Origin of the sequence: Streptomyces sp. (assembly GCF_019510245.1) — a bacterium.
GTDB lineage: Bacteria > Actinomycetota > Actinomycetes > Streptomycetales > Streptomycetaceae > Streptomyces.
Map to the genome: position 1 here is coordinate 41178 of NZ_JAEKKT010000150.1, position 23439 is coordinate 64616.

The 23439-nt window shown below is 71.4% G+C and carries 22 protein-coding genes and 1 riboswitch; of the genes, 12 read left to right on the plus strand and 10 right to left on the minus strand.

The features are described 5' to 3' along the window. Window positions 1-207 precede the first annotated feature (207 nt). Complete coding sequence (gene otsB, locus JF597_RS27120; RefSeq protein WP_294001182.1) at window positions 208-1059, plus strand: trehalose-phosphatase; 852 nt, start codon at window positions 208-210, stop codon at window positions 1057-1059. An 85-nt stretch (window positions 1060-1144) separates the two neighbouring features. On the opposite strand, the gene JF597_RS27125 is transcribed toward otsB, so the two are convergent. Together JF597_RS27125 and JF597_RS27130 are read right to left on the minus strand one after the other, a co-directional pair. Beyond that, window positions 1145-2581, minus strand: coding sequence for a trehalose-6-phosphate synthase (locus tag JF597_RS27125; RefSeq protein WP_294001185.1), 1437 nt, complete (start codon window positions 2579-2581; stop codon window positions 1145-1147). A gap of 94 nt (window positions 2582-2675) precedes the next feature. Next, the gene (locus tag JF597_RS27130) at window positions 2676-3620 is read right to left on the minus strand and encodes a glucosyl-3-phosphoglycerate synthase (protein WP_294001188.1); all 945 of its coding nucleotides are present in this window, start codon (window positions 3618-3620) and stop codon (window positions 2676-2678) included. A gap of 157 nt (window positions 3621-3777) precedes the next feature. Next, a riboswitch (SAM riboswitch) is annotated at window positions 3778-3939 on the plus strand. 18 nt (window positions 3940-3957) lie between these two features. Here JF597_RS27130 and thrC point away from each other — a divergent pair. From thrC to groL, 4 genes are all read left to right on the plus strand, one after another. After that, window positions 3958-5241 (plus strand): threonine synthase, encoded by a 1284-nt coding sequence (gene thrC / locus JF597_RS27135; RefSeq protein ID WP_294001190.1) that lies wholly within the window; start codon window positions 3958-3960, stop codon window positions 5239-5241. A gap of 42 nt (window positions 5242-5283) precedes the next feature. Continuing rightward, window positions 5284-5559, plus strand: coding sequence for a ubiquitin-like small modifier protein 1 (locus JF597_RS27140; protein WP_294001193.1), 276 nt, complete (start codon window positions 5284-5286; stop codon window positions 5557-5559). A 468-nt stretch (window positions 5560-6027) separates the two neighbouring features. Next, a complete protein-coding gene (locus JF597_RS27145) occupies window positions 6028-6234 on the plus strand; it encodes a cold-shock protein (protein ID WP_007493268.1) in 207 nt (68 codons plus the stop codon). Between the two features lie 403 nt (window positions 6235-6637). After that, the gene (groL, locus tag JF597_RS27150) at window positions 6638-8260 is read left to right on the plus strand and encodes a chaperonin GroEL (protein WP_294001208.1); all 1623 of its coding nucleotides are present in this window, start codon (window positions 6638-6640) and stop codon (window positions 8258-8260) included. A gap of 77 nt (window positions 8261-8337) precedes the next feature. Here groL and JF597_RS27155 read toward each other — a convergent pair whose 3' ends face one another. Continuing rightward, a complete protein-coding gene (locus tag JF597_RS27155; protein ID WP_294001211.1) occupies window positions 8338-10662 on the minus strand; it encodes an ATP/GTP-binding protein in 2325 nt (774 codons plus the stop codon). A gap of 572 nt (window positions 10663-11234) precedes the next feature. On the opposite strand from JF597_RS27155, the gene JF597_RS27160 reads away from it, so the two are divergent. Beyond that, a complete protein-coding gene (locus JF597_RS27160; protein ID WP_294001214.1) occupies window positions 11235-12362 on the plus strand; it encodes an NADH:flavin oxidoreductase in 1128 nt (375 codons plus the stop codon). Window positions 12363-12383: 21 nt separating this feature from the next. Here JF597_RS27160 and JF597_RS27165 read toward each other — a convergent pair whose 3' ends face one another. Both JF597_RS27165 and JF597_RS27170 read right to left on the minus strand, forming a co-directional pair. Next, window positions 12384-12788 (minus strand): hypothetical protein, encoded by a 405-nt coding sequence (locus tag JF597_RS27165; protein WP_294001217.1) that lies wholly within the window; start codon window positions 12786-12788, stop codon window positions 12384-12386. Beyond that, window positions 12779-13243 carry a hypothetical protein gene (locus JF597_RS27170; RefSeq protein WP_294001220.1) on the minus strand — a complete coding sequence of 155 codons (465 nt, stop codon included), beginning with the start codon at window positions 13241-13243 and terminating at the stop codon, window positions 12779-12781. Before JF597_RS27170 ends, JF597_RS27165 begins: the two co-directional genes overlap by 10 nt. A 288-nt stretch (window positions 13244-13531) precedes the next feature. Here JF597_RS27170 and JF597_RS27175 point away from each other — a divergent pair, with 288 nt between their 5' ends. Together JF597_RS27175 and JF597_RS27185 are read left to right on the plus strand one after the other, a co-directional pair. Beyond that, entirely contained in the window at window positions 13532-13714 is a 183-nt protein-coding gene (locus JF597_RS27175; RefSeq protein WP_294001223.1) for a hypothetical protein, read from the plus strand. Window positions 13715-14019: 305 nt separating this feature from the next. Further along, complete coding sequence (locus JF597_RS27185; protein WP_294001225.1) at window positions 14020-15573, plus strand: carboxylesterase family protein; 1554 nt, start codon at window positions 14020-14022, stop codon at window positions 15571-15573. On the opposite strand, the gene JF597_RS27190 is transcribed toward JF597_RS27185, so the two are convergent. The 3 genes from JF597_RS27190 to JF597_RS27200 all read right to left on the minus strand — a co-directional run bounded on the left by JF597_RS27190 (window position 15556) and on the right by JF597_RS27200 (window position 17991). Continuing rightward, on the minus strand, window positions 15556-16461 hold the full coding sequence (locus tag JF597_RS27190; RefSeq protein WP_294001227.1) for a helix-turn-helix domain-containing GNAT family N-acetyltransferase: 906 nt from the start codon (window positions 16459-16461) through the stop codon (window positions 15556-15558). The two genes, JF597_RS27185 and JF597_RS27190, sit on opposite strands and share 18 nt — an antisense overlap. Before the next feature lie 56 nt (window positions 16462-16517). Next, window positions 16518-17312, minus strand: coding sequence for an SDR family oxidoreductase (locus JF597_RS27195; protein WP_294001229.1), 795 nt, complete (start codon window positions 17310-17312; stop codon window positions 16518-16520). Between the two features lie 103 nt (window positions 17313-17415). Next, the gene (locus JF597_RS27200) at window positions 17416-17991 is read right to left on the minus strand and encodes a hypothetical protein (protein WP_294001232.1); all 576 of its coding nucleotides are present in this window, start codon (window positions 17989-17991) and stop codon (window positions 17416-17418) included. Between the two features lie 176 nt (window positions 17992-18167). On the opposite strand from JF597_RS27200, the gene nthB reads away from it, so the two are divergent. From nthB to JF597_RS27220, 4 genes are all read left to right on the plus strand, one after another. Then, a complete protein-coding gene (gene nthB, locus JF597_RS27205; protein ID WP_294001234.1) occupies window positions 18168-18839 on the plus strand; it encodes a nitrile hydratase subunit beta in 672 nt (223 codons plus the stop codon). Next, the gene (nthA, locus tag JF597_RS27210; RefSeq protein ID WP_294001237.1) at window positions 18836-19432 is read left to right on the plus strand and encodes a nitrile hydratase subunit alpha; all 597 of its coding nucleotides are present in this window, start codon (window positions 18836-18838) and stop codon (window positions 19430-19432) included. The genes nthB and nthA overlap by 4 nt, the downstream gene beginning before the upstream one ends. Continuing rightward, entirely contained in the window at window positions 19429-19755 is a 327-nt protein-coding gene (locus tag JF597_RS27215; RefSeq protein WP_294001240.1) for a nitrile hydratase accessory protein, read from the plus strand. Before nthA ends, JF597_RS27215 begins: the two co-directional genes overlap by 4 nt. Window positions 19756-19885: 130 nt before the next feature. Beyond that, complete coding sequence (locus tag JF597_RS27220; RefSeq protein ID WP_294001243.1) at window positions 19886-20827, plus strand: aminoglycoside phosphotransferase family protein; 942 nt, start codon at window positions 19886-19888, stop codon at window positions 20825-20827. Here the strand turns inward: JF597_RS27220 and JF597_RS27225 are convergent. Together JF597_RS27225 and murQ are read right to left on the minus strand one after the other, a co-directional pair. Beyond that, window positions 20807-22396: a PTS transporter subunit EIIC gene (locus JF597_RS27225; protein WP_294001246.1), complete on the minus strand. Its 1590-nt coding sequence runs from the start codon at window positions 22394-22396 to the stop codon at window positions 20807-20809. The two genes, JF597_RS27220 and JF597_RS27225, sit on opposite strands and share 21 nt — an antisense overlap. A gap of 16 nt (window positions 22397-22412) precedes the next feature. After that, window positions 22413-23342 (minus strand): N-acetylmuramic acid 6-phosphate etherase, encoded by a 930-nt coding sequence (murQ, locus tag JF597_RS27230; protein WP_294001249.1) that lies wholly within the window; start codon window positions 23340-23342, stop codon window positions 22413-22415. Window positions 23343-23439: the final 97 nt, after the last annotated feature.

Here is a 23439-nt window from a genome sequence, read left to right on the forward strand (position 1 = left end):
CCCTTACCCGTCCCATCCTCCAGGGGGCTGCGCCCCCTTCGACCCCCATCGGCGGTCTGGATCTGCACGCCGGTGGGGGCTTCTCGCGCAGTTCCCCGCGCCCCTGAAGGGCGCGTTTGGATCTGTACGCCGGTGGGGGGGTCTCGCGCAGTTCCCCGCGCCCCTTGCGGGGCGCTTCACGGGGCGTTGCTCGGATAGTGTCGGCTCATGGGAACCCACATCACGGAACCCCTCCCGACGCCGCGGACCCCGGCCGGGCGTGACGGCCTTGCTGCGCTTGTCTCGCGGCCCGGCTCCGCCCTGGTCGGTCTCGACTTCGACGGGACGCTCGCGCCGATCGTCGCCGACCCCGAGCAGGCGCGGGCCCACCCGGACGCCGTACCGGTGCTGGCCGCGCTCGCGCCGAAGGTGGCCGCCGTCGCCGTCGTCACCGGCCGCCCGGCCGAGGTGGCCGTCCGCTACGGCGGCTTCGCGGGCGTGCCCGGTCTGGAACACCTCGTCGTCCTCGGGCACTACGGCGCCGAACGCTGGGACGCGGCGACCGGCGAGCTCACCGCACCGCCCCCGCACCCCGGCATCGCCGCCGTCCGCGCCGGACTCCCCGCCCTCCTCGACCGGGCCGGTGCCTCCCAGGGCACCTGGATCGAGGAGAAGGGCCGGGCGATCGCGGTCCACACCCGCCGCGCCCCCGACCCCCAAGCCACCTTCGAAACCCTCCGCGCCCCCCTCACCGACCTGGCCACCCAGCACGCCCTGATCGTCGAACCGGGCCGCCTCGTCCTGGAACTCCGCCCCCCGGGCATGGACAAGGGCGTGGCCCTGCGCGAGTACGCACGGCACATCAACGCCGGCGCGATCCTCTACGTCGGCGACGACCTGGGCGACATCCCCGCCTTCGCCGCCGTGGAGAAACTTCGCGAGGAGGGCATCCCGGGCCTGCTGGTATGCAGCGGCAGCGAGGAGGTCACGGAGTTGGCGGACCGCTCCGACCTGGTGGTGGAAGGCCCGGAAGGGGTAGTACGCCTGCTGAGAAGCCTGGCAGCTCTGAGCGCCCCGTAGGGGCGCTGGGGGTACCCCGGCCGAAGGCTGGGGGAGGAACTGCGCGACCAGCCCCCACCGCCCCGCAGCCGAATCTCTACCGGGGCTACCCGCCCAACGCCCCCAACTGCTCAAGAAACCAGGCCGCCGGCGGCAACGCCGTAGCCGCCTCGGCGAGCCTCTTGCACCGCTCCGCCCGCTCGTCCACCGGCATGGCCAGCGCCAGCGCCAGCGCTTCGGCCGTCCCCCCGATGTCGTACGGGTTCACGACCAGCGCGTCCTCGCCCAGCTCCTCGTACGCCCCGGCCTCCCGCGACAGCACGAGCACACACCCCTCGTCCGACACCACGGGAATCTCCTTGGCGACCAGGTTCATGCCGTCCCGGATCGGGTTCACGAGCGCCACGTCGGCCAGCCGGTACGCCGCGAGCGAGCGTGCGAAGTCGTCCTTGACGTGCAGGACCACCGGCGTCCAACCGGGCGTCCCGTAGGCGGCGTTGATCTCGTCGGCCACCCGCTGCACTTCCGCGGTGTAGTCCCGGTAGACGGCGAGGTCCTGCCGCGACGGATACGCGAACGCGACATGCACCACCCGCTCCCGCCACTCGGGGTGGTCGTCGAGCAGCTGCCGGTACGCCAGCAGGCCCCGCACGATGTTCTTCGACAGCTCCGTCCGGTCGACCCGGACGATCGTCTTCCGACCTTCCCCGATCTCCTCCCGAAGAGCGGCCATCCGCTCGCCGACGTCCGGTTCGTGCGAGCGCTTCCGCAGGAAGTCCGCGTCGGCCCCCAGCCCGTGCACCCCGATCCGGGTGCCGCCGGACGACGGATCGGCGGCCGGGATCCCCGGGCCGAGCACCGCGTGACAGCAGTCGACGAACGCGTCCGCCCACCGTCGCGTCAGGAACGCCGCGTGATCGGCGCCCAGGATCCCGCTCAGCAGCTCCGCCGCGATGTCGTCGGGCAGGAGCCGGAAGTAGTCCGGCGGTGCCCAGGGGGTGTGGGAGAAGTGGCCGATGCGCAGGTCGGGGCGGAGCCGGCGGAGCATCCGCGGGGCCAGTGCCAGGTGGTAGTCCTGGATGACCACCACCGCCCCCTGCCCGGCCTCCTGCGCCAGCGCTTCCGCGAAGGCGCGGTTGTAGGCCTGGTACGAAGCCCACTGCCGCCGGAACTCCGCGTCGAAGACCGGCTCCAGCGGGGTCTGGTAGAGCATGTGGTGGACGAACCAGAGGACCGAGTTCGCGATGCCGTTGTAGGCGTCGGCGAACACGTCCGCGTCGATGTCGAGCATCCGGACCTGCTGCCCGCCGGTCTCCCCGGCCGGCAGCCTGCCGCCCTCGGCCCGCCGTACCGCCTCCCGGTCACCGTCGCCCAGGGCCGCGCAGACCCAGACCGCGTTCGCGTCCGGCCCGATGGCCGACAGCCCTGATACCAGTCCGCCGCCGCCCCGTCTGGCGTGCAGCGAACCGTCTTCGCGCAGCTGGTAGGAGACCGGGCCGCGGTTCGAGGCGACCAGCACCTCGGCACCGCCGGTGGAAGCCATGGGGAAAGCCATACGCCACAACCTAGCCCGGCTCGTAAACGCTCAAACGTACGGCCGCGCCCGACGCGCCGCCGTATACGGCCGTACGGCGAAGTCACGCCACCTTGCGTTCGGCGTACTCCGCGATCTCCACCATCGGGGGCCGTTCCTCCGTGTCCACGGAGTACGTGCGCGGTTCGAAGCCGTCCTCGCCCCGTTCGAACTGGGTGAGGGAGGGGCGGATCAGATGGCCGCGGGCCAGCCGGAGCTGCGCCGTGCGGTAGATCGCGGCGGACATCCGGCCGAGGGCCTGGCCGTCCTGGTGGCGGTGCTTGCGGACGCCGACGTCCACCTGGGCGAGGGCGTCGAGGCCGACCAGGTGCAGGGCGTCGACCAGCATGCCCAGCTCCACGCCGTAGCCGACCGGGAAGGGGAGCTGTTCCAGCAGCGAGCGGCGGGCCGCGTACTCGCCGCCGAGCGGCTGGACGAAGCCGGCCAGCTGGGGCCAGTGCATGTTCAGCAGCGGACGGGCCATCAGCTCGGTGACCCGGCCGCCCTGTCCGGCGGCGCCGCCGAGCGGGCGGTCGTACATCGCCTTGACCAGGTCCACGTCCGGGTCGGTGAGGAGCGGGCCGACGATGCCGGTGACGAAGTCGGAGGAGAACTCGCGCAGGTCGGCGTCGACGAAGCAGACGATGTCCCCGGTGGTGACCAGGAGGGAGCGCCAGAGGACCTCGCCCTTGCCGGGCACGGCGGGGATGCGGGGCAGGATCGCGTCGCGGTGCACGACGCGGGCGCCGGCCGCCGCGGCGACGGCGGCCGTGCGGTCGGTGGAGCCGGAGTCGACGACCACGATCTCGTCGACGAGCGGCACCTGCTGCATGAGGTCGTGGCGGATGATCGCGACGATGTCGCCGACGGTCTCCTCCTCGTTGAGCGCGGGCAGCACGACGCTGACCGTCTGCCCGGAGGACCGTTTGGCGGCCATGACCCGGTGCAGGGGACGATCGGATACGGACCAGGAGCGGGTGGCCAGCCAGCGCTCGACTTCTTCCAGCACGGTCAGCGGCTCCTCACTGTCACGGTCACACGACGAGGTGTGATCCATCTCGCGGTTCGGACGACTCTCTCAACTGTCCTGGCCTTCGGTTACAGTCTTGAACAGCGCCGATGACCATCGCATGTCCTGGGGTCACCGGCCGTTGACAACCGCATACAGCTCATCCAGAGGGGCAGAGGGAAACGGCCCGATGAAGCCCCGGCAACCCTCCAGTCGGTTCTCGTAGATCGCCGATCAGTGTCGATCGTCCGCGAGGCTCCCGGCTAGGGAAGGTGCCAAATCCGTCTCACGGCGAGATGCGTCGTGAGGAAGATGAGGAGAAAGGGCCTCGCCTCACATGGCTGTGCAGACTGTTGCAAGCACCACGGATTCCACCGTCGACCTCGGTCCCGCCGCTGCCCTCAGCTGCCGCGAGTGCGGTCACCGCGTGCCGCTCGGCCCGGTGTTCGCCTGCGAGGAGTGTTTCGGCCCGCTGGAGATCGCGTACGACTTCTCGGCCTACGACACCGAGGAGCTCCGCAAGCGGATCGAAGCGGGTCCCGCGAACATCTGGCGCTACGCGCCGCTGCTGCCCGTCCCCGCGGACGTGGCCACCAAGCCGAACATCAACCCCGGCTGGACCAAGCTCGTCAAGGCCGACAACCTGGCCCGCGAGCTCGGGGTGACCGGCGGGCTGTACGTGAAGGACGACTCCGGCAACCCGACGCACTCCTTCAAGGACCGCGTCGTCGCCCAGGCCGTCGAGGCCGCCCGCGCCTTCGGCTACACCACCCTCTCCTGCTCCTCCACGGGCAACCTGGCCGGCGCGGTCGGCGCCGCCGCCGCCCGGGCCGGCTTCCGTTCCTGCGTGTTCATCCCGCACGACCTGGAGCAGGGCAAGGTCGTCATGGCCGCGATCTACGGCGGCGAACTCGTCGGCATCGAGGGCAACTACGACGACGTGAACCGTTTCTGCTCCGAGTTGATCGGCGACTCGGCCGGCGAGGGCTGGGGCTTCGTCAACGTCAACCTGCGGCCGTACTACGCGGAGGGCTCCAAGACCCTGGCGTACGAGATCTGCGAGCAGCTCGGCTGGGAGATCCCGGACCAGCTGGTCATCCCGATCGCCTCGGGCTCGCAGCTCACGAAGATCGACAAGGGTCTGCAGGAGCTGATCAAGCTCGGTCTCGTCGAGGACAAGCCGTACAAGATCTTCGGTGCCCAGGCCGAGGGGTGCTCGCCGGTGTCGGTGGCCTACAAGGAGGGCCACGACGTGGTCCGCCCGCAGAAGCCGAACACCATCGCCAAGTCGCTGGCCATCGGCAACCCGGCCGACGGGCCGTACGTCCTCGACGTCGCGCGGCGCACCGGCGGCGCGGTGGAGGACGTCACCGACGAGCAAGTCGTCGACGCCATCAAACTGCTCGCGCGGACCGAGGGAATCTTCGCGGAAACCGCCGGCGGGGTGACGGTTGGAGTCACCAAAAAGCTCATTGAGAATGGGTTGATTGATCCGGCGAAGTCGGTCGTTGTACTCAACACCGGTGATGGCCTGAAGACGCTGGACGCGGTTGCCGGGACCGGGCTCACCGCCACCATTCGCCCGAATCTGGAGTCTTTCCGCGAGGCCGGGCTCGCCTGAGTCCCCGAGAATTAGGGCGTTGCCCAGACCGGAGGTAAAAACGTGAGCGTCACCGTTCGCATCCCCACCATCCTGCGCACCTACACCGGCGGTCAGGCCGAAGTCGCCGCCGAAGGAGCCACCCTCGGCGAAGTCATCTCCGACCTGGAGAAGAACCACACCGGGATCTCCGCGCGCGTCCTCGACGACCAGGGCAAGCTGCGCCGGTTCGTCAACGTGTACGTCAACGACGACGACGTGCGGTTCGAGCAGGGCCTGGAGACCGCCACCCCGGACGGCGCCGGCGTCTCCATCATCCCGGCCGTCGCGGGCGGCTGACCTGCCGACCTGCTTGACAGGCTGATCGAATGACCGAACATTACCTTCGGTAACGCCGATCACCGACTGTTCATCTGATTGCCCCCTCCGTGAGAGAAGCGGAGGGGGCAATTCTGTGTGGTTGAGCGCGGTAGAGTTGGGGAACACGGCCCCGATCTCCAGGTCGGGAGCCCCGTATTCGATACCGCGAGCCCGGCAAGAAGTAGCCAAAGTGTGCGGGTTGTATGCGGCTTTTGTGGCCTTTGCGGGGCCCGACTTGCCCTGAATTCGGCCGAATTCTTGCTACATTCCGGACCCCTTCCGTCCAGAATTCTCGTCCGATTGACCTGTTGCAGACGGCAGTTGGACAGATACATTCAGCCGCGGTCGACGCGTTCCGGCGCACGCCCCCAACCAATGGGGGGTGAGGTCTGACCCGGATCCGCGAAGTGTGGATCTGTGCAAGGGCCAGTAATAGGGGAGTTAGGCATGGCTCAGGGCACCGTCAAGTGGTTCAACGCGGAGAAGGGGTACGGCTTCATCGCGGTCGACGGTGGTGCGGATGTTTTCGTCCACTACAGCGCGATTCAGATGGACGGCTACCGCACCCTGGAAGAGGGTCAGCGGGTCGATTTCGAGATCTCGCAGGGCCAGAAGGGGCCGCAGGCGGACATGGTCCGGCTGGCGACCGGCTGAAGCACGCGCCGACTGACAGCGTCGTTCTTCTGTACTTCTTCGAAGGGCTCGTGCCTCCCGGGGCGCGGGCCCTTCGGCATGCCCGGCGCATGGCCGGCGCATGCCTGGCGCACGCCCGGGAGGCCTGACTCCGGCGGCCGATGCCCGGCAGGCGCCTGCGCCCGCCCGTCACCCGACCGCCACCCCTCAACGAGCACTCGCTTCGCGAGCGCGCCTTGCACTCTCGGTGGGCGAGTGCTAATCATTGGCGTTAGCACTCTGAAGGTGAGAGTGACAACGAAGGACCGGGTCGGTGAGGCCCGCAGGCCGGGTGGGGCAAGGAACCCACGGGTCGGCGAGCCGTCCGTCGCGGGCGCGGGCGCGGTCCGAAGACTCACCCCCAGTCCTGGAGGGACCACTTCACATGGCCAAGATCATCGCGTTCGACGAGGAGGCGCGGCGCGGCCTTGAGCGCGGTATGAACCAGCTCGCCGACGCCGTCAAGGTCACCCTCGGCCCCAAGGGCCGCAACGTCGTCCTTGAGAAGAAGTGGGGCGCCCCCACGATCACCAACGATGGTGTGTCCATCGCCAAGGAGATCGAGCTGGAGGACCCGTACGAGAAGATCGGCGCCGAGCTGGTCAAGGAAGTCGCCAAGAAGACGGACGACGTCGCCGGTGACGGTACGACCACCGCGACCGTTCTCGCCCAGGCCCTGGTCCGCGAGGGCCTGCGCAACGTGGCCGCGGGTGCCAACCCGATGGCCCTGAAGCGCGGTATCGAGAAGGCCGTCGAGGCCGTCTCCGGTGCCCTCCTGGAGCAGGCGAAGGACGTCGAGACCAAGGAGCAGATCGCCTCCACGGCCTCCATCTCCGCCGCCGACACCCAGATCGGCGAGCTCATCGCCGAGGCCATGGACAAGGTCGGCAAGGAAGGCGTCATCACCGTCGAGGAGTCCCAGACCTTCGGTCTGGAGCTGGAGCTCACCGAGGGCATGCGCTTCGACAAGGGCTACATCTCGGCGTACTTCGCCACCGACATGGAGCGTATGGAGGCGTCCCTCGACGACCCGTACATCCTGATCGCCAACTCGAAGATCGGCTCCGTCAAGGACCTGCTCCCGCTGCTGGAGAAGGTCATGCAGTCGGGCAAGCCGCTGCTGATCATCGCCGAGGACGTCGAGGGCGAGGCCCTGTCGACCCTGGTCGTCAACAAGATCCGCGGCACCTTCAAGTCCGTCGCCGTCAAGGCCCCGGGCTTCGGCGACCGCCGCAAGGCGATGCTGAACGACATCGCCATCCTCACCGGTGGCGAGGTCATCTCCGAGGAGGTCGGTCTCAAGCTGGAGAACACGACCCTCGACCTGCTGGGCCGCGCCCGCAAGGTGGTCATCACCAAGGACGAGACCACCATCGTCGACGGCGCCGGCTCCACCGAGCAGGTCCAGGGCCGGGTCAACCAGATCCGCGCCGAGATCGAGCAGTCCGACTCGGACTACGACCGCGAGAAGCTCCAGGAGCGCCTGGCGAAGCTCGCCGGTGGCGTCGCCGTCATCAAGGCCGGTGCCGCGACCGAGGTCGAGCTCAAGGAGCGCAAGCACCGCATCGAGGACGCCGTGCGCAACGCCAAGGCGGCCGTCGAGGAGGGCATCGTCGCCGGTGGTGGCGTGGCCCTGCTGCAGGCCTCCCAGGTCTTCGAGAAGCTGGAGCTGGAGGGTGACGAGGCGACCGGCGCACAGGCCGTGAAGCTCGCCCTCGAGGCCCCGCTGAAGCAGATCGCCGTCAACGCCGGCCTCGAGGGTGGCGTCGTGGTGGAGAAGGTCCGCAACCTCACCCCGGGTCACGGCCTGAACGCCGCGACCGGTGAGTACGTCGACCTGGTCGCCGAGGGCATCATCGACCCGGCGAAGGTGACCCGCTCTGCCCTGCAGAACGCCGCCTCCATCGCCGCGCTGTTCCTCACCACCGAGGCCGTCATCGCCGACAAGCCTGAGAAGGCCGCCGCGGCCGCTCCGGGCGGCATGCCGGGCGGTGACATGGACTTCTGAGCCTGAGGCTCGGACGTCCTGACGCAGCACCGAGGGCGGCACCCCCTGTTCGGCAGGGGGTGCCGCCCTTCGGCGTGCTACGCGCTTCGTCCGCGACGCCGGGCTTCGGGAAGGGGGCGCCAGAACGCGCGGGACATCACCTTCTGCTCGTGCTTGGTCTGCTCTGTCGTCAGCATGGCCCGGAAGCGCCGACCGTGTGTCTTGAGCGCCTGTTCGGCGAGCTGCCCGGCGTGGACGTCGAGCCCTGCCGACTGGAAGGCGCTGACGAGTCCCGACAGGTCGGCGAGGGAACGTGTCCGGACCATATGCTCGACAATCTTTCCGAACACGCAGTTGGCGCGCATGACCAGGAGCTTTTCAGCGGCCAGTCGCTTCGCGAGCAGGACGACGTCCAGAATCGGGCAGTCGGTGCAGTACGTTCGGATGACTGCGTCGAGGTGCCCGGTCAGTGAGGCGGACTCAAGGGCCAGCAGTAGGGGAGCCAGCGCGGACGGTGTCATCTCCCTGGCGTGCTGGCACAGCTCGTACTCGTCGCCGTAGCGTGACTTCTTGCGGGCCAGTGTGGCCAGGAACTGCCCGGCCTGACCGGCGAGTTCGTCGTGCATGGTGCAGCGGAACACGGTTTCGGCCTGTTCGGGGAGCCCATAGGCGTCCATGCGGATGAGCAGCTGTGCCGCGTCGTCCGGTGAGAGCGATCTGACCGCGGCCTGCAGCGCGGCCTCCGAACCAGGTGCCATGCCGTCGAGGGCCCGGGTCAGCTCTCGGACCTGGGGGTCCGGCCTCTCGGCGATGGTCTGCAGCAGGAGCTTCGTCGATAACTGATGGCGTCCTGTCATGTACAGCTCGCTGATCAGGACTGCGATCTCGTCGCTCCACCGCGACGCCGCGGCACGGGACAGGACCGACCAGACCCTGTCGTCCCGCAGGGCGAGGACGAGCGGGATCAGATGCCCGACATTGCGGTTCTGCGTGGTGTCGAAGACGGTCTCGGCGTCCTGGGTGAGGCCGTGTCGGCTCAGCGAGTGGACGAACTCCGCCACGTCCGCCGCGGACTGCTGAGCCGCTGCCGCCAGCTGGACGGCGTCCGCGAACACGTCCAGGCAGGCTTCGCGCAGTGCGACGCTCAGCGTGACCAGGTCGGCCACCCCGCGTTGTGCTCCGGCGGCGGACAGGGCGGTGACGGCCGCGCTGTCCAGCTCCCCCGACACCAGCATCGCCGCTGTCGACACAACGTCGGCGACAGGGCGGACGACGGCCACGGCCGCGAGCAGCCCCTCGGCGTACGCGGCGAGCCCGGCATGGTGCAGAGCCTGCGCGAAGGCGGCGATGTCGGCGGGATCGTGGAACTTCACCGACGCCTGCACAAGGATCAGTACGTACTCCTCCAGCCCCTCGCGGATCAGCTCCCTGGCGAGCGCACTGGTGTCGTCCACGGAGCGCATCATCACCATGGTCGGCAAGGCGGCCCGGGCATGTGCGTCGAAGCCCGCCTGCTGGAGGCCGGACAGCAGACCGGCCACCTCCTCGACCGTGCGTGACTGGCTGGCCGACCGCACGAGCTCGCTCGCGATGGCCCGCCGGGTGCGCTGCTCCAGGTCTCCCACCGCACGCACCAGCTCCGGTACCGAGGACCGGCGGTCCGCCTCCTCCAGCATGGCCACGATCGACGGCGTCTCGTCGTTCCCGGTCTGCTCTGCGGCCAGTTCCTGGAGGGTGTCGAGCCGGCTCTCCAGCCGGTGGCAGCGGTCCTCGGCGGCGATCAGTTCGGCGCGCGTGACCGCCAGGGCTTCCTGCAGGTAGATCACCTGTTCCTGGAGGTCGCCGCACTCTTCCTCCAGCCGCGCGTACTCGCCGCGCCACAACGCGACCTCGGCCTGGTGGGCGAGCACCTGCTCTTCTATCTGTGCCTCCAGGTTGCGGCACCAGCCGCGCACCCGGGCGAGCCGCCCCTCACGGTCCATCAGTATCTCGGCCAGGGCCCGTTCTCTGGTGGTGATGCGCCGGACCTCGTGGTCGGCCTCCGCCAGCCGGTCCTGGAGCTCCTGGGTCTCACTGCTGTGCCGGTTGGACTTCGATGCCGCTCGGTGCAGTTCACGCAGCCCGGCCTCGGCCTCCGGGGTGAGCGGTTTCTGCGCCTCCTGCACATCTGCCACCAGACCCGCGACGAAATCCCACGGGGGAACCCGGCCGCCGAGATACCGCGTCACGGTGCTCGCGTCCAGATGCCTGCGCACGGCATAGCGCCGCACGCTGATCCCCAGGGCGAGGAAGATCTGCCGCAGGTCCTCCGCGAGTGCTCGCTTCTCGGGTGTCAGGTCGTCCTTCAGCGGGGCCAGCCGAACAGGCTGGACCGGGTCGGCCGAGGCTTCCTCGCTGCGGGCGGGTGCTTGAGCGTCACGCATTTGGTCAGTATCGCTGCGTACCGACTTGGCCTTGGGCAAAAAGGCGTTGCCGTTCTCATCGGCAACGCTGCCGATGAGAACGGCAACGCCCGCGGGGCCGTTTGAGGCCTGAGTGCGGCTCGGCGTCGGCCACGATCTGACCTTGGGCGCAGGCCTTGAACCTGAACGGGAGGAAGTGCGATGGCTGTTTCCGGGTCCGAAGGGACCAAGCGTCCGCGTGCGACGCGAAGGGCATGGTGGCGACGGCTCGCGCGGCAGGCGGCGCTGGGTGCCGCGGGTGCTGCCGGCTCGGGGCTCGTCAGCCTGGTGCTGTGGTGGTTGCGTGGCCACTGGCAGGCCTGACTCTCCGTGCGTGGGACGGCGGAGCAGCATCCGCACCTGGCCGGTGCGGCACGAGGACGGTGCCGTCGGCCCGTGTCCGGGGTCACACGGCGCGGGTGCGGGGCGGGGAATGCGTACGCCGGGGCAGGTCGTTTCCACATACGTGCACTCGATGCGTGTGCACATACCGAACGGTATAAGACCTGGGCGAACCCCCCGGGTACCCGGCCTACTCACGAGGAGCCCCCCACGTGACCGTCACCACGCCCCCCGCCTCCCGCGCGGCCGAGATCCTCTCCCGCCCCATCGCCCTGAACGGGCTCACGGTCCCCAACCGGATCGTGATGGCGCCGATGACCCGCCAGTTCAGCCCCGGCGGCGTCCCCGGCGAGGACGTGGTCTCGTACTACTCGCGCCGGGCCGCCGCCGGTGTCGGTCTGATCGTCACCGAGGGGACGTACGTCGGTCACGACTCGGCCGGCCAGAGCAGCCGCGTCCCGCGGTTCCACGGCGAGGAGCAGCTGGCGGGCTGGGCGAAGGTCGCCGAGGGCGTGCACGCGGCCGGCGGCACGATCGTCCCGCAGCTGTGGCACATCGGCATGGTCCGCAAGCAGGGCCAGCCGCCGGTCGCGGACGCCCCCGCCGTCGGCCCCTCCGGCATCCGCCTGGACGGCACCGAGGGCGAGGGCAGGGCCATGACCCTCCAGGACCTGGACGACGTGATCCGCGCCTTCGCCGAGGCCGCGGCCGCCGCCGAGCGCATCGGCTTCGACGGCGTCGAGCTGCACGGCGCCCACGGCTACCTGCTCGACCAGTTCCTGTGGGCGGGCACCAACCGCCGCACCGACGCCTACGGCGGCGACCCGGTCGCCCGTACGAAGTTCGCCGCGGAGATCGTGGCCGCCGTACGCGACTCCGTCTCCCCGGAGTTCCCGGTCGTCTTCCGCTACTCGCAGTGGAAGTCCGACAACTACGACGCCCGCCTCGCGGAGACCCCCGAGGAGCTGGAGGCGATCCTCACCCCGCTGGCCGCCGCCGGTGTCGACGTCTTCCACGCCTCGACCCGCCGCTACTGGCTCCCCGAGTTCGAGGGCTCCGACCTCAACCTGGCCGGCTGGACCAAGAAGCTCACCGGCAGGCCCACCATCACCGTCGGGTCGGTCGGCCTCGACGGCGAGTTCCTCAAGGCCTTCGCCGGCGAGGGCTCCGCCACCAAGGGCATCGACGACCTCCTCGACAGCCTGGAGCGCGAGGAGTACGACATGGTCGCCGTCGGCCGCGCCCTCCTCCAGGACCCGGAGTGGGCGGCGAAGGTCCTCGCCGGCCGCGCGGACGAACTGAAGCCGTTCGACGGGGCGGCGCTGAAGACGCTGAGCTGACCCCGTCCGGCCGCCCTCGGGTCAGCCGGCGATGCGGCCGAAGAACCCGAGGGCGACCGCGTAGGGCACCACGAGCAGGAGCGCGGGGCGCAGGGCGCGCCGGCGCTGCTCGCCCGCGCGCACCCAGGTGTCGTACGTGTAGACGAAGGCGCAGGACACGCACCCGCCCACGTACGCCGTCGTCAGAAAGCCGAACACCCTGCCCCACTCCCCGACCACGGCGACCACGGCCAGCACACGGCCCGCGACCGCCGCACCCGCCCCGACCCAGGTCGTCGGATCGTCCTGAACCCGCCAAGGGGCAGCGTCTCCGCGCCCCCGGCCGGTGAGCCTGGTGAAGAGCGCGTACCCGATCGCGGGCAGACCGGCGAGCGTCAGCAGGGTGGCCCAGGTGGCGGCGGTGTCCGCGGAGACGGTCACAGCCACCCCGCGATGCTCATGACCAGGGCGACCACACCCTGAAGGAGCAGGGACGCGACACCGAAGAACAGGGCGCCGTAGGGCGCGGCGTCCGCCGTCGCGCCCGCGTGTCTCCCGAAGGCCCAGCCCCCGACGGCGGCCAGGAGGGGTATGAGGGCCAGTACGACATGCACCGTCGCGAACAGCGGGACCACGTCGAGCACCATCAGCACCCCCACCCCGGCCCAGGCGCCCCGTGCCTCGCGGGTCTCGGGGCGTCCGAAGTGCATCGCGCCGTAGATCACGGAGTGGACGAGGGCGACGAAGGTGCACATGACGGCCGCCCGCGCGGCCTGATCACCCAGGGTCGCGAGGAAGTCGCCGTGCACCAGTGCCACCAGCAGGAGCCCCGCCGCGGTGAAGACGGACATCCCGAGGGTGATCAGGAGCGAGACGCGCAACTGCTTGAGCAGGCCGGTCATCGGCGTTCGCCCGGGGCGCGTATCGCGTGCTTCATGGCGGCTTGACTCTCTGGTCGGCGGCTGACTGTTCTTGTGGGGGACGTCAGGAACCTGTGAGGGTATCTCCCGTGACCGGTCCCAGGGCGCGCTGCTGACCTGCTGAAACGTCTCAAGTGGGGTGCGGGACCGGCCCACTTGCGGTGCGTACTTCGTTACGGGGCTGTGATCGCCGCGGGTGTCGTCAGTACCGTCCTCGCCACGAGGACGGGCCTCTTCTCGGCCTGGGTCTTCCTCGTTACCTTCGACCTCATGAGCGACGCCTCCCGCCCGGCCACCCCCGCCGATCTCGACGCGGTGGGTGCGGCCGCCTGTCTAGAGTCCACCAACCCCGTCAACAACCGGCGGTACGAGAGTGTCGGCTTCACCCCGCGCGCCGAGATCACCGTGCCGGGCGGCCGGACCGTGACCGGGATGTGGCGCCCGGCACGCTGAGCGTCGGCCCGCTGAGCGCCGGCCTCGCTGGTGGAGCCGGGCGGGCCGACGGGCCCGATGTTCCGCACCTTCCATGCGCGAGATCCACGGGCGCATGAGACGGTGTACGAGATCGACGAGGCGGAGGCCAGGGCGTTCGTGGCCCGGCGCGGCTGACCTGGACTGTCTGGATTCACCCTGACGGGTGAGGGGTGTTCGGCACTCGTGCGAGCCGCCGGACGTTTCATCGGTGACCGGCTGTGAAACCGGCAGCGGTCAGTCAGTCGCGGGAAGTGGCAGCAACCCGCCGTCGAAAGCGAGCGATCATGATCACGAACGAGTCCGCCGGGCAGACGGCCGCCACCGAGGGCCCCGTCGTGCGCACCGCCGCCGGTGCCGTGCGCGGCCTGCGGGAGGACGGCCTGGCGGTCTTCCGGGGGATACCGTTCGCCGAACCTCCGGTGGGAGCGGCCAGGTTCGCCGCGCCGCGGCCGGCGCGCCCGTGGGACGGGACGCGTGAGGCGTACGCCTTCGGCCCGCCGCCCCCGCAGGACCTGGGCATCCAGGGGCGCGCGGGGGTCCTGGACGCACCCGAGGGCGACGACTGGCTGACGGTGAACGTGTGGACGCCCGCCCCGGACCCGGCCGCCCGCCGCCCGGTGATGGTGTGGATCTACGGCGGCGCCTACAAGCTGGGCCACTCCGGCAGCCCCGGTTACGACGCCCAGCACATCGCCCGCGACGGCGACGTGGTCGTGGTCTCCCTCAACTACCGCGTCGGCATGGAGGGTTTCGCCCACATCGAGGGGGCGCCCGCCAACCGGGGCCTGCTGGACCAGGTGGCGGCGCTGGAGTGGGTGCGGGAGAACATCACGGCGTTCGGCGGCGACCCCGACCGGGTCACGGTCTTCGGCGAGTCGGCGGGCGCCGGGTCGGTGGCCTCCCTGCTGGCGATGCCGAAGGCGCGCGGACTGTTCCGGCGGGCGATCGCCCAGAGCGTCCCGGGCACGTTCTTCTCGCCCGACCTGGCCGAGGACATCGGCAGGGCGCTCGCGGCCGAGGCCGGCCTGCGCCCCACGGTGGCCGACCTGGCGACCACCGACCCGCGCCGGCTGACCGAGGCCGGGCAGGCGCTCGGCGCCAAGATGCCCCAGTACGTGGACCGTTGGGGGCAGATCGCGCCGACGGTCACCCCGTTCTCCCCGGTGGTCGACGGCGAGGTGCTGCCCATCACCCCCTGGCAGGCCCTGGCCGCCGGCTCGGCCCGGGACGTGGACCTTCTCGTCGGTCACAACCGCGACGAGTTCCGCCTCTTCCTGGTCATGAGCGGGATGTACGGCAAGATCACGGAGGAGCAGGCGACCGGCGCCCTGCGCCTGTTCGCGCCGGGTGGCGCGGCGGGCGACCAGGCCTACCGGACCGCCCACCCCGACGCCTCGCCGAGCGACCTGTACGAGCGGGTCCAGACCGACTGGCTGTTCGCCATACCGTCCCTGCGCCTGGCGGAGGCGCAGAGCGCCGGCGGCGGCCGGGCCCACCTCTACGAGCTGACCTGGGGCGCCCCGGGCAACGGCGGCCTCCTCGGCGCCTGCCACGGCCTGGACATCCCGCTCCTCTTCGGCACGTTCGAGGCGGACCTCGCCAACCTCCTCTGGGCGGACAGCGGCGTCACCGCCGAGGCCAAGGCCCTCTCCGCCCGCTTCCGCACCGCGTGGACGTCCTTCGCGGCAACGGGCGACCCGGGCTGGCCGGCCTACGACACCGAGGCCCGCACCACCCAGGTCCTGGACTCGGCACCCATGGTGACGGCGTACCCGGAGGAGACGAGCAGGCGGCTGTGGGAGGGGTACGAGTTCAGTCCGTCACCGCTGCTCGGCTGACGGCGCGGTGATCCGCTTCTCGAACCAGTGGTGGGCGTAGGGCTCGTCGTTGAAGGCGGGGACCTCCTGGAAGCCGTAGGAGTGGTAGAGGTTGATCGCGGAGCTGAGCGTCTTGTTGGTGTCGAGGCGCAGGGTGTCGTAGCCGTGCCGGGCGGCCTGTGTCTCCAGCTCGGTCAGGAACCGGCGGGCGAGGCCGAGTCTGCGGGCGTGCGGGGCGACCCACATGCGCTTGATCTCGGCCGGCGCCCCGGGCGGCAGCTTTACTCCCGCGCAGCCGATGGGCTCGCCGTGCAGCCGGGCGACCAGGAACAGGCCGCGCGGCGGCCGGAGTTCGCCCGCGTCGGGCAGCAGGCTGCGCGCGGGATCGAAGCCGGTGTCGAAGCGCTCCTGCAGCTCGGCGAAGTAGGCCAGCAGGCAGTGCCGGGCGTCAGGGTGGTCGGGGTCCACGACGTCCAGGGTGACCGTCCCCGCGGTCAGCAGCCGGTCGACCTCGGCCATGGCCGCGACCAGCCGGGCCCGCTGCTCGGCGTTGAGCGGCTGGAGCAGGGAACCGGCCAGGTCGTCGCTGCGGTCGTCGAGCAGGGTGCGCTCCGCCTGCCCCTTCTCCGTCAGCCGCACGGTACGCACCCGCCTGTCCTGCGGGTGCGGCTCCACCGCCACCAGGCCGTCGGCCTCCAGGGAACGCAGCAGCCGGCTGACGTACCCGGAGTCGAGCCCGAGCCGTTCGCGCAGCCGTCGCACGTCCTGGCCCCGCTCGCCGATCTCCCAGAGCAGCCGGGCCTCGCCGATCGGCCGGTCGCGGCCCAGGTAGCGGTCGTGGAGCACGCCCACGCGTTCGGTGACGGTGCGGTTGAACCGCCGTACCTGGTCGATCTGTGCAGCGTCCATTCTCTGACTCTAGTCAGAGAATGGAAGCGTGGTCCAGAGCCGGCCGTCGGGACCGGTCACGGCAGGATGGAGTCGACGTAGCCGCCGTCCACCCGCAGGGCGCCGCCGGTGGTGGCCGAGGCCTGGTCGGAGCTGAGGTAGACGACCATGTGGGCGATCTCCTCCGGCTCGATCAGGCGCTGCAGCAGCGACTGCGGCCGGTGCTCGCGCATGAAGACGCGCTGGGCCTCGTCCCAGGGCAGGTCGCGGTCGACGAGTTCGTAGACGAAGTCCTCGACGCCCCCGGTGTGGGTGGGGCCGGCGATCACGGAGTTCACCGTGACGCCCGTACCGGCGGCCTGCTTGGCGAAGCCGCGGCCCACCGCGAGCAGCGCGGTCTTCGACATCCCGTAGTGGATCATCTCGGCGGGGATCACGACCGCGGAGTCGCTGGCGATGTACTGGACGCGCCCCCAGCCGCGTTCGGTCATGCCCGGCAGGAAGAGGCGGGTCAGCCGCACCGCGGCCAGGACGTTCACCTCGAAGTAGCGCCGCCACTCCTCGTCGGTGATCCGCAAGGGGTCCTCGGCGCCGAAGATCCCCAGGTTGTTGACGAGGATGTCCACCTGGGGCAGCGCCTCCGCCGCCCGCCGGGCGCCCTCCTCGCCGGTCACGTCCGCCGCGACCGGCACGAGATCGGCCCCCGGCGCCTGCTCCTTCAGCCGGGCCACGCTCTCCTCGACGCGCCGCGCGTCCCGGCCGTTGACCCCCACCCGGGCCCCGGCCCGGGCCAGGCCGACGGCGATCGCCGCGCCGATGCCCTGCGTGGAACCGGTGACCAGCGCCGTGCGTCCCGTCAGATCGATCTTCATCCCGCCGAACCCCTTCCGCGTGCGTGTCTCCGCTCAGGTACCCGGGAGGGCGCTCCGGCACAAAGGGTTCGGGCGTTCAGTGCCTGGATGGCGGCACCGGCCGCTAAAGATTGCCCAGCGGCTCGATGTCCACGTGCACCGGCGTGCCCCACACCCTGAGCACCTCGTAGTCCGTGAACTCGTGCACCAGCCGGTACGCCATCGCCGGCCGGGACCCGCGCCGCTGGGCGGCGAGATACAGCTCGGCCTCGCGCCGGTCGCGCCGGGGGGTGCCGCACAGCTCCCACTCCCGGCCGTTCCACGCCTCCGGGAGCCAGCGCTGCTGCGGCTGCGGCCGGTCGCCCCGCACCCCGTACCGGGACATGGACGGACCGGCGGCCTCGCCGGGCACCGGCCTCGGCCCGCCGCCGTACTCCGACCGCCGCGCGGCCCGCCGCCGCGTCTCGCACAGCAGACACAGATCGGGGGCGCTCTCGTCCACGGGCCCCTGGGGATGTTCGGCGCACCGGGTGGTGGGCGCGGCACTGCTGACGCTCTCCTCCAGCAGGTCGAGCGCGCGCCGCAGGTCGTCCTTGACCTCGTGCAACTTGCCGTCGGTGGTGTCGCCGGTCAGCGCCTCCCCGTGCTCACCGAGGAGACGAAGGGCCCGGCCCAGGGCGGTGAGCTGGGAGTGGTTCATGGGGACCAGCGTGGCATACGGCGCTGACATCGCCGTCGGGAAGTGATGTCAGGTGATGCGACCACCGCCTTCAGGCACGTCCGGGCCGCGAACAGGCGCCCGGGTGGGCGGGACGCGGCACGGACCGTCGCCTACGCTTCAGGTGTAGCCCTTTTGTCCCGTATGGGAGCTCTGTCATGGACGGTATCGCCGACCTGGGCGGCACACCCGGATGGGGACCGGTCCGGCCGCCGGTGCGTGACGAACCGGTCTTCTCGCAACCCTGGCAGCGCCGGGCCTTCGCGCTGGCGATCCTCTCCAGCCGGGTCGCGGCCGGGGGCGTCAACACGGACGCCTTCCGGCACGCGCTGGAGCGACTGGACCGGGCGGCGTACTTCGACGACGGCTACTACGGCCGCTGGCTCAACGGCGGGGAACTGATGCTCCGCGACAGTGCCGTCCTCGCGTCCGGCGCGGTCGACGCCCGTGCCCGCAACCTGCGCGGCGAACACGTCACGGAGCCCCCGAGCCCCGAGCCCCACCGGCCCGACTACACGCCGACCGCCGAGGGCTCGCTGCGCACCCTGGACACCCCGCCCGCCTTCGCCGTCGGCGAGCGGGTGCGGACCCGCGCCGCGTCCGTGCCCGGACACACCCGGCTGCCGCGCTACGCCCGCGGCCACACCGGCACCGTCCAGGCCGTGCAGCCCGCCGCCGTGCTGCCGGACACCAACGCCCACTTCCAGGGTGAGAACCCGCAGTACGTCTACTCGGTGCGGTTCGACTCCCGCGACCTGTGGGGCGCCGACGCCGAACCCTTCGCCCTCACCGCCGAGATGTACGAGAGCTACCTGGAGGCCGCCGCATGACCACCGCCGGATCCGGCGAACGCCCGCCCCCGGCCCTGCGCACCGAGGCGCTGGAGCAACTGCTGACCGAACGGGGCCTGATCGACCCCAGGGTGATGGACGGGATCATCACGGAGTACGAGACCAACGTCGGTCCCCTCAACGGCGCCAAGGTCGTCGCCAGGGCCTGGACCGACCCGGAGTACCGGGACCGGCTGCTCCGCGACGGCACCGCCGCCATCAGGGAACTCGGCTTCTCCGGACCCCAGGGCGAGCACATCGTCGTCGTGGAGAACACCCCCACCACGCACCACGTGGTCGTGTGCACGCTGTGCTCCTGCTACCCGTGGCCGGTGCTCGGCCTCCCGCCCAGCTGGTACAAGGACCCCGCCTACCGCGCCCGCGTCGTGAAGGAGCCCCGCCGGGTGCTGGCCGAGATGGGGCTCGCACTCGACGACGACGTGCAGATCACCGTCCACGACTCCACCAGCGAGGTCCGCTGGCTGGTCCTGCCCGAGCGGCCGGCCGGCTCCGGCCATCTGTCCGAGGCGGAACTCGTGCCACTGGTCACCCGGGACGCGATGGTCGGCGTGGCCAAGGTGACGGCCCCGTGACCGCGCCCCTCGACATCGACGGGCCGGCCGCGCCGCCCCGTTCCAACGGCGAACTGACCTTCGCCGAGCCGTGGGAGAGCCGCGCCTTCGGCATGGCCGTCAGCCTGTGCGAGACGGGCACGTTCACCTGGCCGCAGTTCCAGAGCGCGCTGATCGCCCGCATCGCGGCCGCGCCCCGCGACGAGCCGTACCGGTACTACCAGTTGTGGCTGGGCGCCCTGGAGGACGTACTCGCCGGCCTCGCCGTCGTCTCCCCGGCCGGCATCACCGCCCGCGCCCAGACACTGGCGCGGCGCCCTCGGGGCCACGACCACGGTTCCTGACACCGTCGACGACGGCCGACCGGTCCTGTGGCAGGAAGGTGCGGCTGCGGCGGCTGAACCCGGCGGCACGGCCGCCGGGTCGGGGAAATTCCGTTGGCTCCGGGCGCCGCCCGGAGGTGAGACTGCCGACGTGACTCTTCACGAGGGCGAGATTCCGGTCGACGAGACGCTGATCCGGACCCTGTTGGCGGCTCAGCGCCCGGCGTGGGCCGGTCTGCCCCTGTCGCGTGTCGGAGCGGGCACGGAGAACACCATGTACCGGCTGGGCGACGACCTGCTGGTGCGTCTGCCCCGGACCGTGGAGAAGGGCCGGGCTCTGCGGAAGGAGCAGGAGTGGCTGCCGCGCCTGGCACCCTCCCTTTCGTGCCCCGTTCCCGAGCCCGTCCACGCCGGGATGCCCACCGGCGCCTATCCGGCCCGCTGGTCGGTCTACCGGTGGATCGACGGTGACGAGGCCGGTCCGGACACCGTCCGGGACTGGGCCGCCTTCGGCGCCGACCTGGCGGCCGTCGTGCGGGAGCTGCACGGCATCGGCCTCATGGGGGCGGCGCGCACGGCTGACCTGAGCTGGTACCGCGGAGGCAGCCTGCGGGATTGTGACGACTGGGTCGGTCCGTATCTCGAGCAATGCCGTGCGGTCGCCGGGGACGAACTCGATGTCGCGACCCTGGAGCGGCTGTGGCGGGCGGCGCTCGCGCTGCCCGAGCCCCGGGGACCGCACGTATGGCTGCACGGCGACCTCAAGCCCACCAACCTCCTGGTCCGGCAGGGCAGGCTGCACGCGGTCATCGACTTCGGGTCGCTCTCGGTCGGCCATCCGGACGCCGAGCACTCCGTGCTCTGGGACCTGCCGCAGGAGGCGCGGCAGGCCTACTGGGACGCCATGGGCCTCGACGATCCGACCTGGACACGGGCCCGTGCCTGGGCGATCGCCGTCGGTGTCAGCGGAGTCGCCTACTACTGGCGGACCTTCCCCGCCTTCGTCGCCGAATGCCTGGCGCGGCTCCGGGCGATCCTCGCGGACGCCGCCACTCGGTCGCCGGTGACGTCCTCACCTGGATCGCCGAGGTGACGGGTCACCCGGGGCCCCCGGAACACCTGCGCCGCTGAAGCCGACGTACGTCGCCAGGAAGCCCACGGCGTAACCGGTCAGCAGGCCGCCCGCGTAGATCGCCGCCGCCAGGGCCGGGCCCCTGTTCCCGGTGAGGAGGGGGAACAGGGCCCAGCCCGAGGGGCCGATGGCGGTGGCGCCCACCCGGTCGCCGAGGACCGCGAAGAAGCCGACGAAGGCGCCGCCCGCCGCCCCGCCCGCACAGGCGGTGAGGAAGGGGCGGCCGAGAGGGAGCGAGACGCCGTAGATCAGGGGCTCGCCGACGCCCAGCAGGCCTGCCGGGAGCGCCGACCTGATCGTCGTACGGAGCTGTGTGTGGTGGCGGAGGCGGGCGTAGACGGCGAGGGCCGCGCCCACCTGGCCGGCGCCCGCCATGGCGAGGAGGGGGAGCAGCACGGTGTAGCCCTGCTGCTGGATGAGGGTGGTGTGGAGGGGGATCAGGGCCTGGTGCAGCCCCAGCATGACGAGGGGCAGGAAGAGGCCGCCGAGGACCAGGCCCGCGAACGGGCCGGTGGTGGCCAGCAGCCAGGTGGCCGCGGTGCCGATGGCGGAGGAGACGAGACCGGCGGCGTACATGAGGCCGTAGAGGGTGGCAAGACCTGCGACGAGGACGGTGACGGTGGGGGTGAGGAGCACGTCGAGGGCGTCCGGGACGCGCCCCCGGCACCCCTTCTCGACGTACGTCGCGAGCAGGGCGGCGGCCAGGGCGCCGAGGACACCGCCCTGCCCGGGGGAGAGCGCGACCCCGAAGGCCGTCACCTTCGCCACGCCCGGATAGACCACGATCGCCGCGACCGCACCCCCGAGCACGGGTGTCCCGCCGAACACCTTCGCCGTGTTGTAGCCGACGAAGACGCTGATCAGGGCCATGAAGCCGGAGGCGACGGCGGCGAGGGCGGGGGTCAGCCAGGGCAGCCAGCCGGCGTTCACGAGGAGTCCGTCGAGACCGGCGAGGATCCCGCAGCCGATCAGGGCCGGGATCAGCGGCACGAAGACGTCGGCGACACGGCGGAGGGCGGTCTTGAGGGGGGTCGCGTTGCGCCGGGCACGGGCCGCTTTCAGTTCGGCGCCACGGGCGGCGAGGTCCGCGGCGGCGTCGTTGCCGGGCCGGGTGCGGGTGCGTCGTGGTTGCTCGCGCAGTACCTCCCCCGGCCTCCGGCCGGGGGTACCCCCAGCGCCCCCATGGGGTTGCGGTGACGCCGCGGCCGACCGGGGGCCGCCCGACTCGAAGTCGCCCGGCAGGTCGCCCCCCGGCGCGCGATGGGCCGTCCCGGCGGCGCCGAGCAGTGTCTCGAACTCGGCGGTCACCGCCACCACCGCACCCGGCCCGATCACCACCTGGAGGGTGTCCCCGTCGGCCACCACCCCCAGCACCCCGGGCACCGCCCGCACCGCCTCCGCGTCGACCCCCTCCCGGTCGGCGATGCCCAGCCGCAGCCGGGTCATGCAGTGCGCGACGGAGGTGACGTTCCCGGGGCCGCCCACCAGGGGCAGCAGCGCGGCGGCGGTGTCGTACGACGATCTCTGCACCCCCCGAGCGTGCGCGTCAGCCGCCCGTCGCGGTGAGCGCCGCGCGCAGATGACCGCCGGTCTCCTCCAGAAGGCGGGCTGCGGTGGGCCCGTCGACACCGGCCAGGATCACCAGGATGGCGGGCTTGACCTCGCCGTCGGTGGCCGTGAGGGCCGCCTCGATCTCGTCGTCCGCCGCGCCCGTGGCGAGCGCCACGATCCGCCGCGAACGGGCCCGCAGCTTCTCGTTCGAGGCGCGGACGTCGACCATCAGGTTCCCGTAGGTCTTGCCGAGCCGGATCATCGTGATCGTCGACAGCATGTTGAGGACGAGTTTCTGGGCGGTGCCGGCCTTGAGGCGGGTGGAGCCGGTGAGCAGCTCGGGGCCGACGACGACCTCGATCCCGTGCTCGGCGGCGGCCGCGAGCGCGCTGCCCGGGTTGCAGGAGAGGCCGACGGTGAGGGCGCCCAGGGCGCGGGCGTGCTCGACGGCGCCGACGGCGTAGGGGGTGCGGCCGGAGGCCGAGACGCCGACGACGGTGTCGGCGGCACCGATCCCGAGCGCGTCGAGGTCCGTGCGGGCCAGCTCCGCCGAGTCCTCGGCCCCTTCCACGGACGTGACCACGGCCGCAGGGCCGCCCGCGATGACCCCGACGACCTGACCGGGCCGGGTGTTGAAGGTGGGCGGGCACTCCGAGGCGTCCAGGATCCCGAGCCGCCCGGCGGTACCGGCCCCGGCGTAGACCAGGCGGCCGCCCTGGGCCATCCGGGCGGCGATCGCGTCGATCGTGGCCGAGATCTGCGGCAGCCGCAGAGCCACGGCGGCGGCCACCCCGGCATCCTCACCGTTCATGAGCCGCGCGATGTCGAGGGTGGCCAGCGTGTCGATCTCGGCGAGTTCGGGCCGGAACGCCTCGGTGGTGAGCGTCTCGAGCTCGCCACGGAGGGAGCGGTGTTCGGTGGTCATGGAGAACAGCTCTTTCTGATGCGGTCCAGTGCAACCCCACAGGGGCGCTGGGGGAGGAACTGTGCGATCAGCCGCATCCGGCCCGCACACGCTCCAC

What these genes read in the sequence shown, in the direction of transcription:
- otsB (WP_294001182.1), top strand. Translation starts at nt 208, where the DNA reads ATGGGAACCCACATCACGGAACCCCTCCCGACGCCGCGGACCCCGGCC.
- JF597_RS27125 (WP_294001185.1), bottom strand. Translation starts at nt 2,581, where the DNA reads ATGGCTTCCACCGGCGGTGCCGAGGTGCTGGTCGCCTCGAACCGCGGC.
- thrC (WP_294001190.1), top strand. Translation starts at nt 3,958, where the DNA reads ATGGCTGTGCAGACTGTTGCAAGCACCACGGATTCCACCGTCGACCTC.
- JF597_RS27145 (WP_007493268.1), top strand. Translation starts at nt 6,028, where the DNA reads ATGGCTCAGGGCACCGTCAAGTGGTTCAACGCGGAGAAGGGGTACGGC.
- groL (WP_294001208.1), top strand. Translation starts at nt 6,638, where the DNA reads ATGGCCAAGATCATCGCGTTCGACGAGGAGGCGCGGCGCGGCCTTGAG.
- JF597_RS27155 (WP_294001211.1), bottom strand. Translation starts at nt 10,662, where the DNA reads ATGCGTGACGCTCAAGCACCCGCCCGCAGCGAGGAAGCCTCGGCCGAC.
- JF597_RS27170 (WP_294001220.1), bottom strand. Translation starts at nt 13,243, where the DNA reads ATGACCGGCCTGCTCAAGCAGTTGCGCGTCTCGCTCCTGATCACCCTC.
- JF597_RS27175 (WP_294001223.1), top strand. Translation starts at nt 13,532, where the DNA reads ATGAGCGACGCCTCCCGCCCGGCCACCCCCGCCGATCTCGACGCGGTG.
- JF597_RS27185 (WP_294001225.1), top strand. Translation starts at nt 14,020, where the DNA reads ATGATCACGAACGAGTCCGCCGGGCAGACGGCCGCCACCGAGGGCCCC.
- JF597_RS27190 (WP_294001227.1), bottom strand. Translation starts at nt 16,461, where the DNA reads ATGGACGCTGCACAGATCGACCAGGTACGGCGGTTCAACCGCACCGTC.
- JF597_RS27195 (WP_294001229.1), bottom strand. Translation starts at nt 17,312, where the DNA reads ATGAAGATCGATCTGACGGGACGCACGGCGCTGGTCACCGGTTCCACG.
- JF597_RS27200 (WP_294001232.1), bottom strand. Translation starts at nt 17,991, where the DNA reads ATGAACCACTCCCAGCTCACCGCCCTGGGCCGGGCCCTTCGTCTCCTC.
- nthB (WP_294001234.1), top strand. Translation starts at nt 18,168, where the DNA reads ATGGACGGTATCGCCGACCTGGGCGGCACACCCGGATGGGGACCGGTC.
- nthA (WP_294001237.1), top strand. Translation starts at nt 18,836, where the DNA reads ATGACCACCGCCGGATCCGGCGAACGCCCGCCCCCGGCCCTGCGCACC.
- murQ (WP_294001249.1), bottom strand. Translation starts at nt 23,342, where the DNA reads ATGACCACCGAACACCGCTCCCTCCGTGGCGAGCTCGAGACGCTCACC.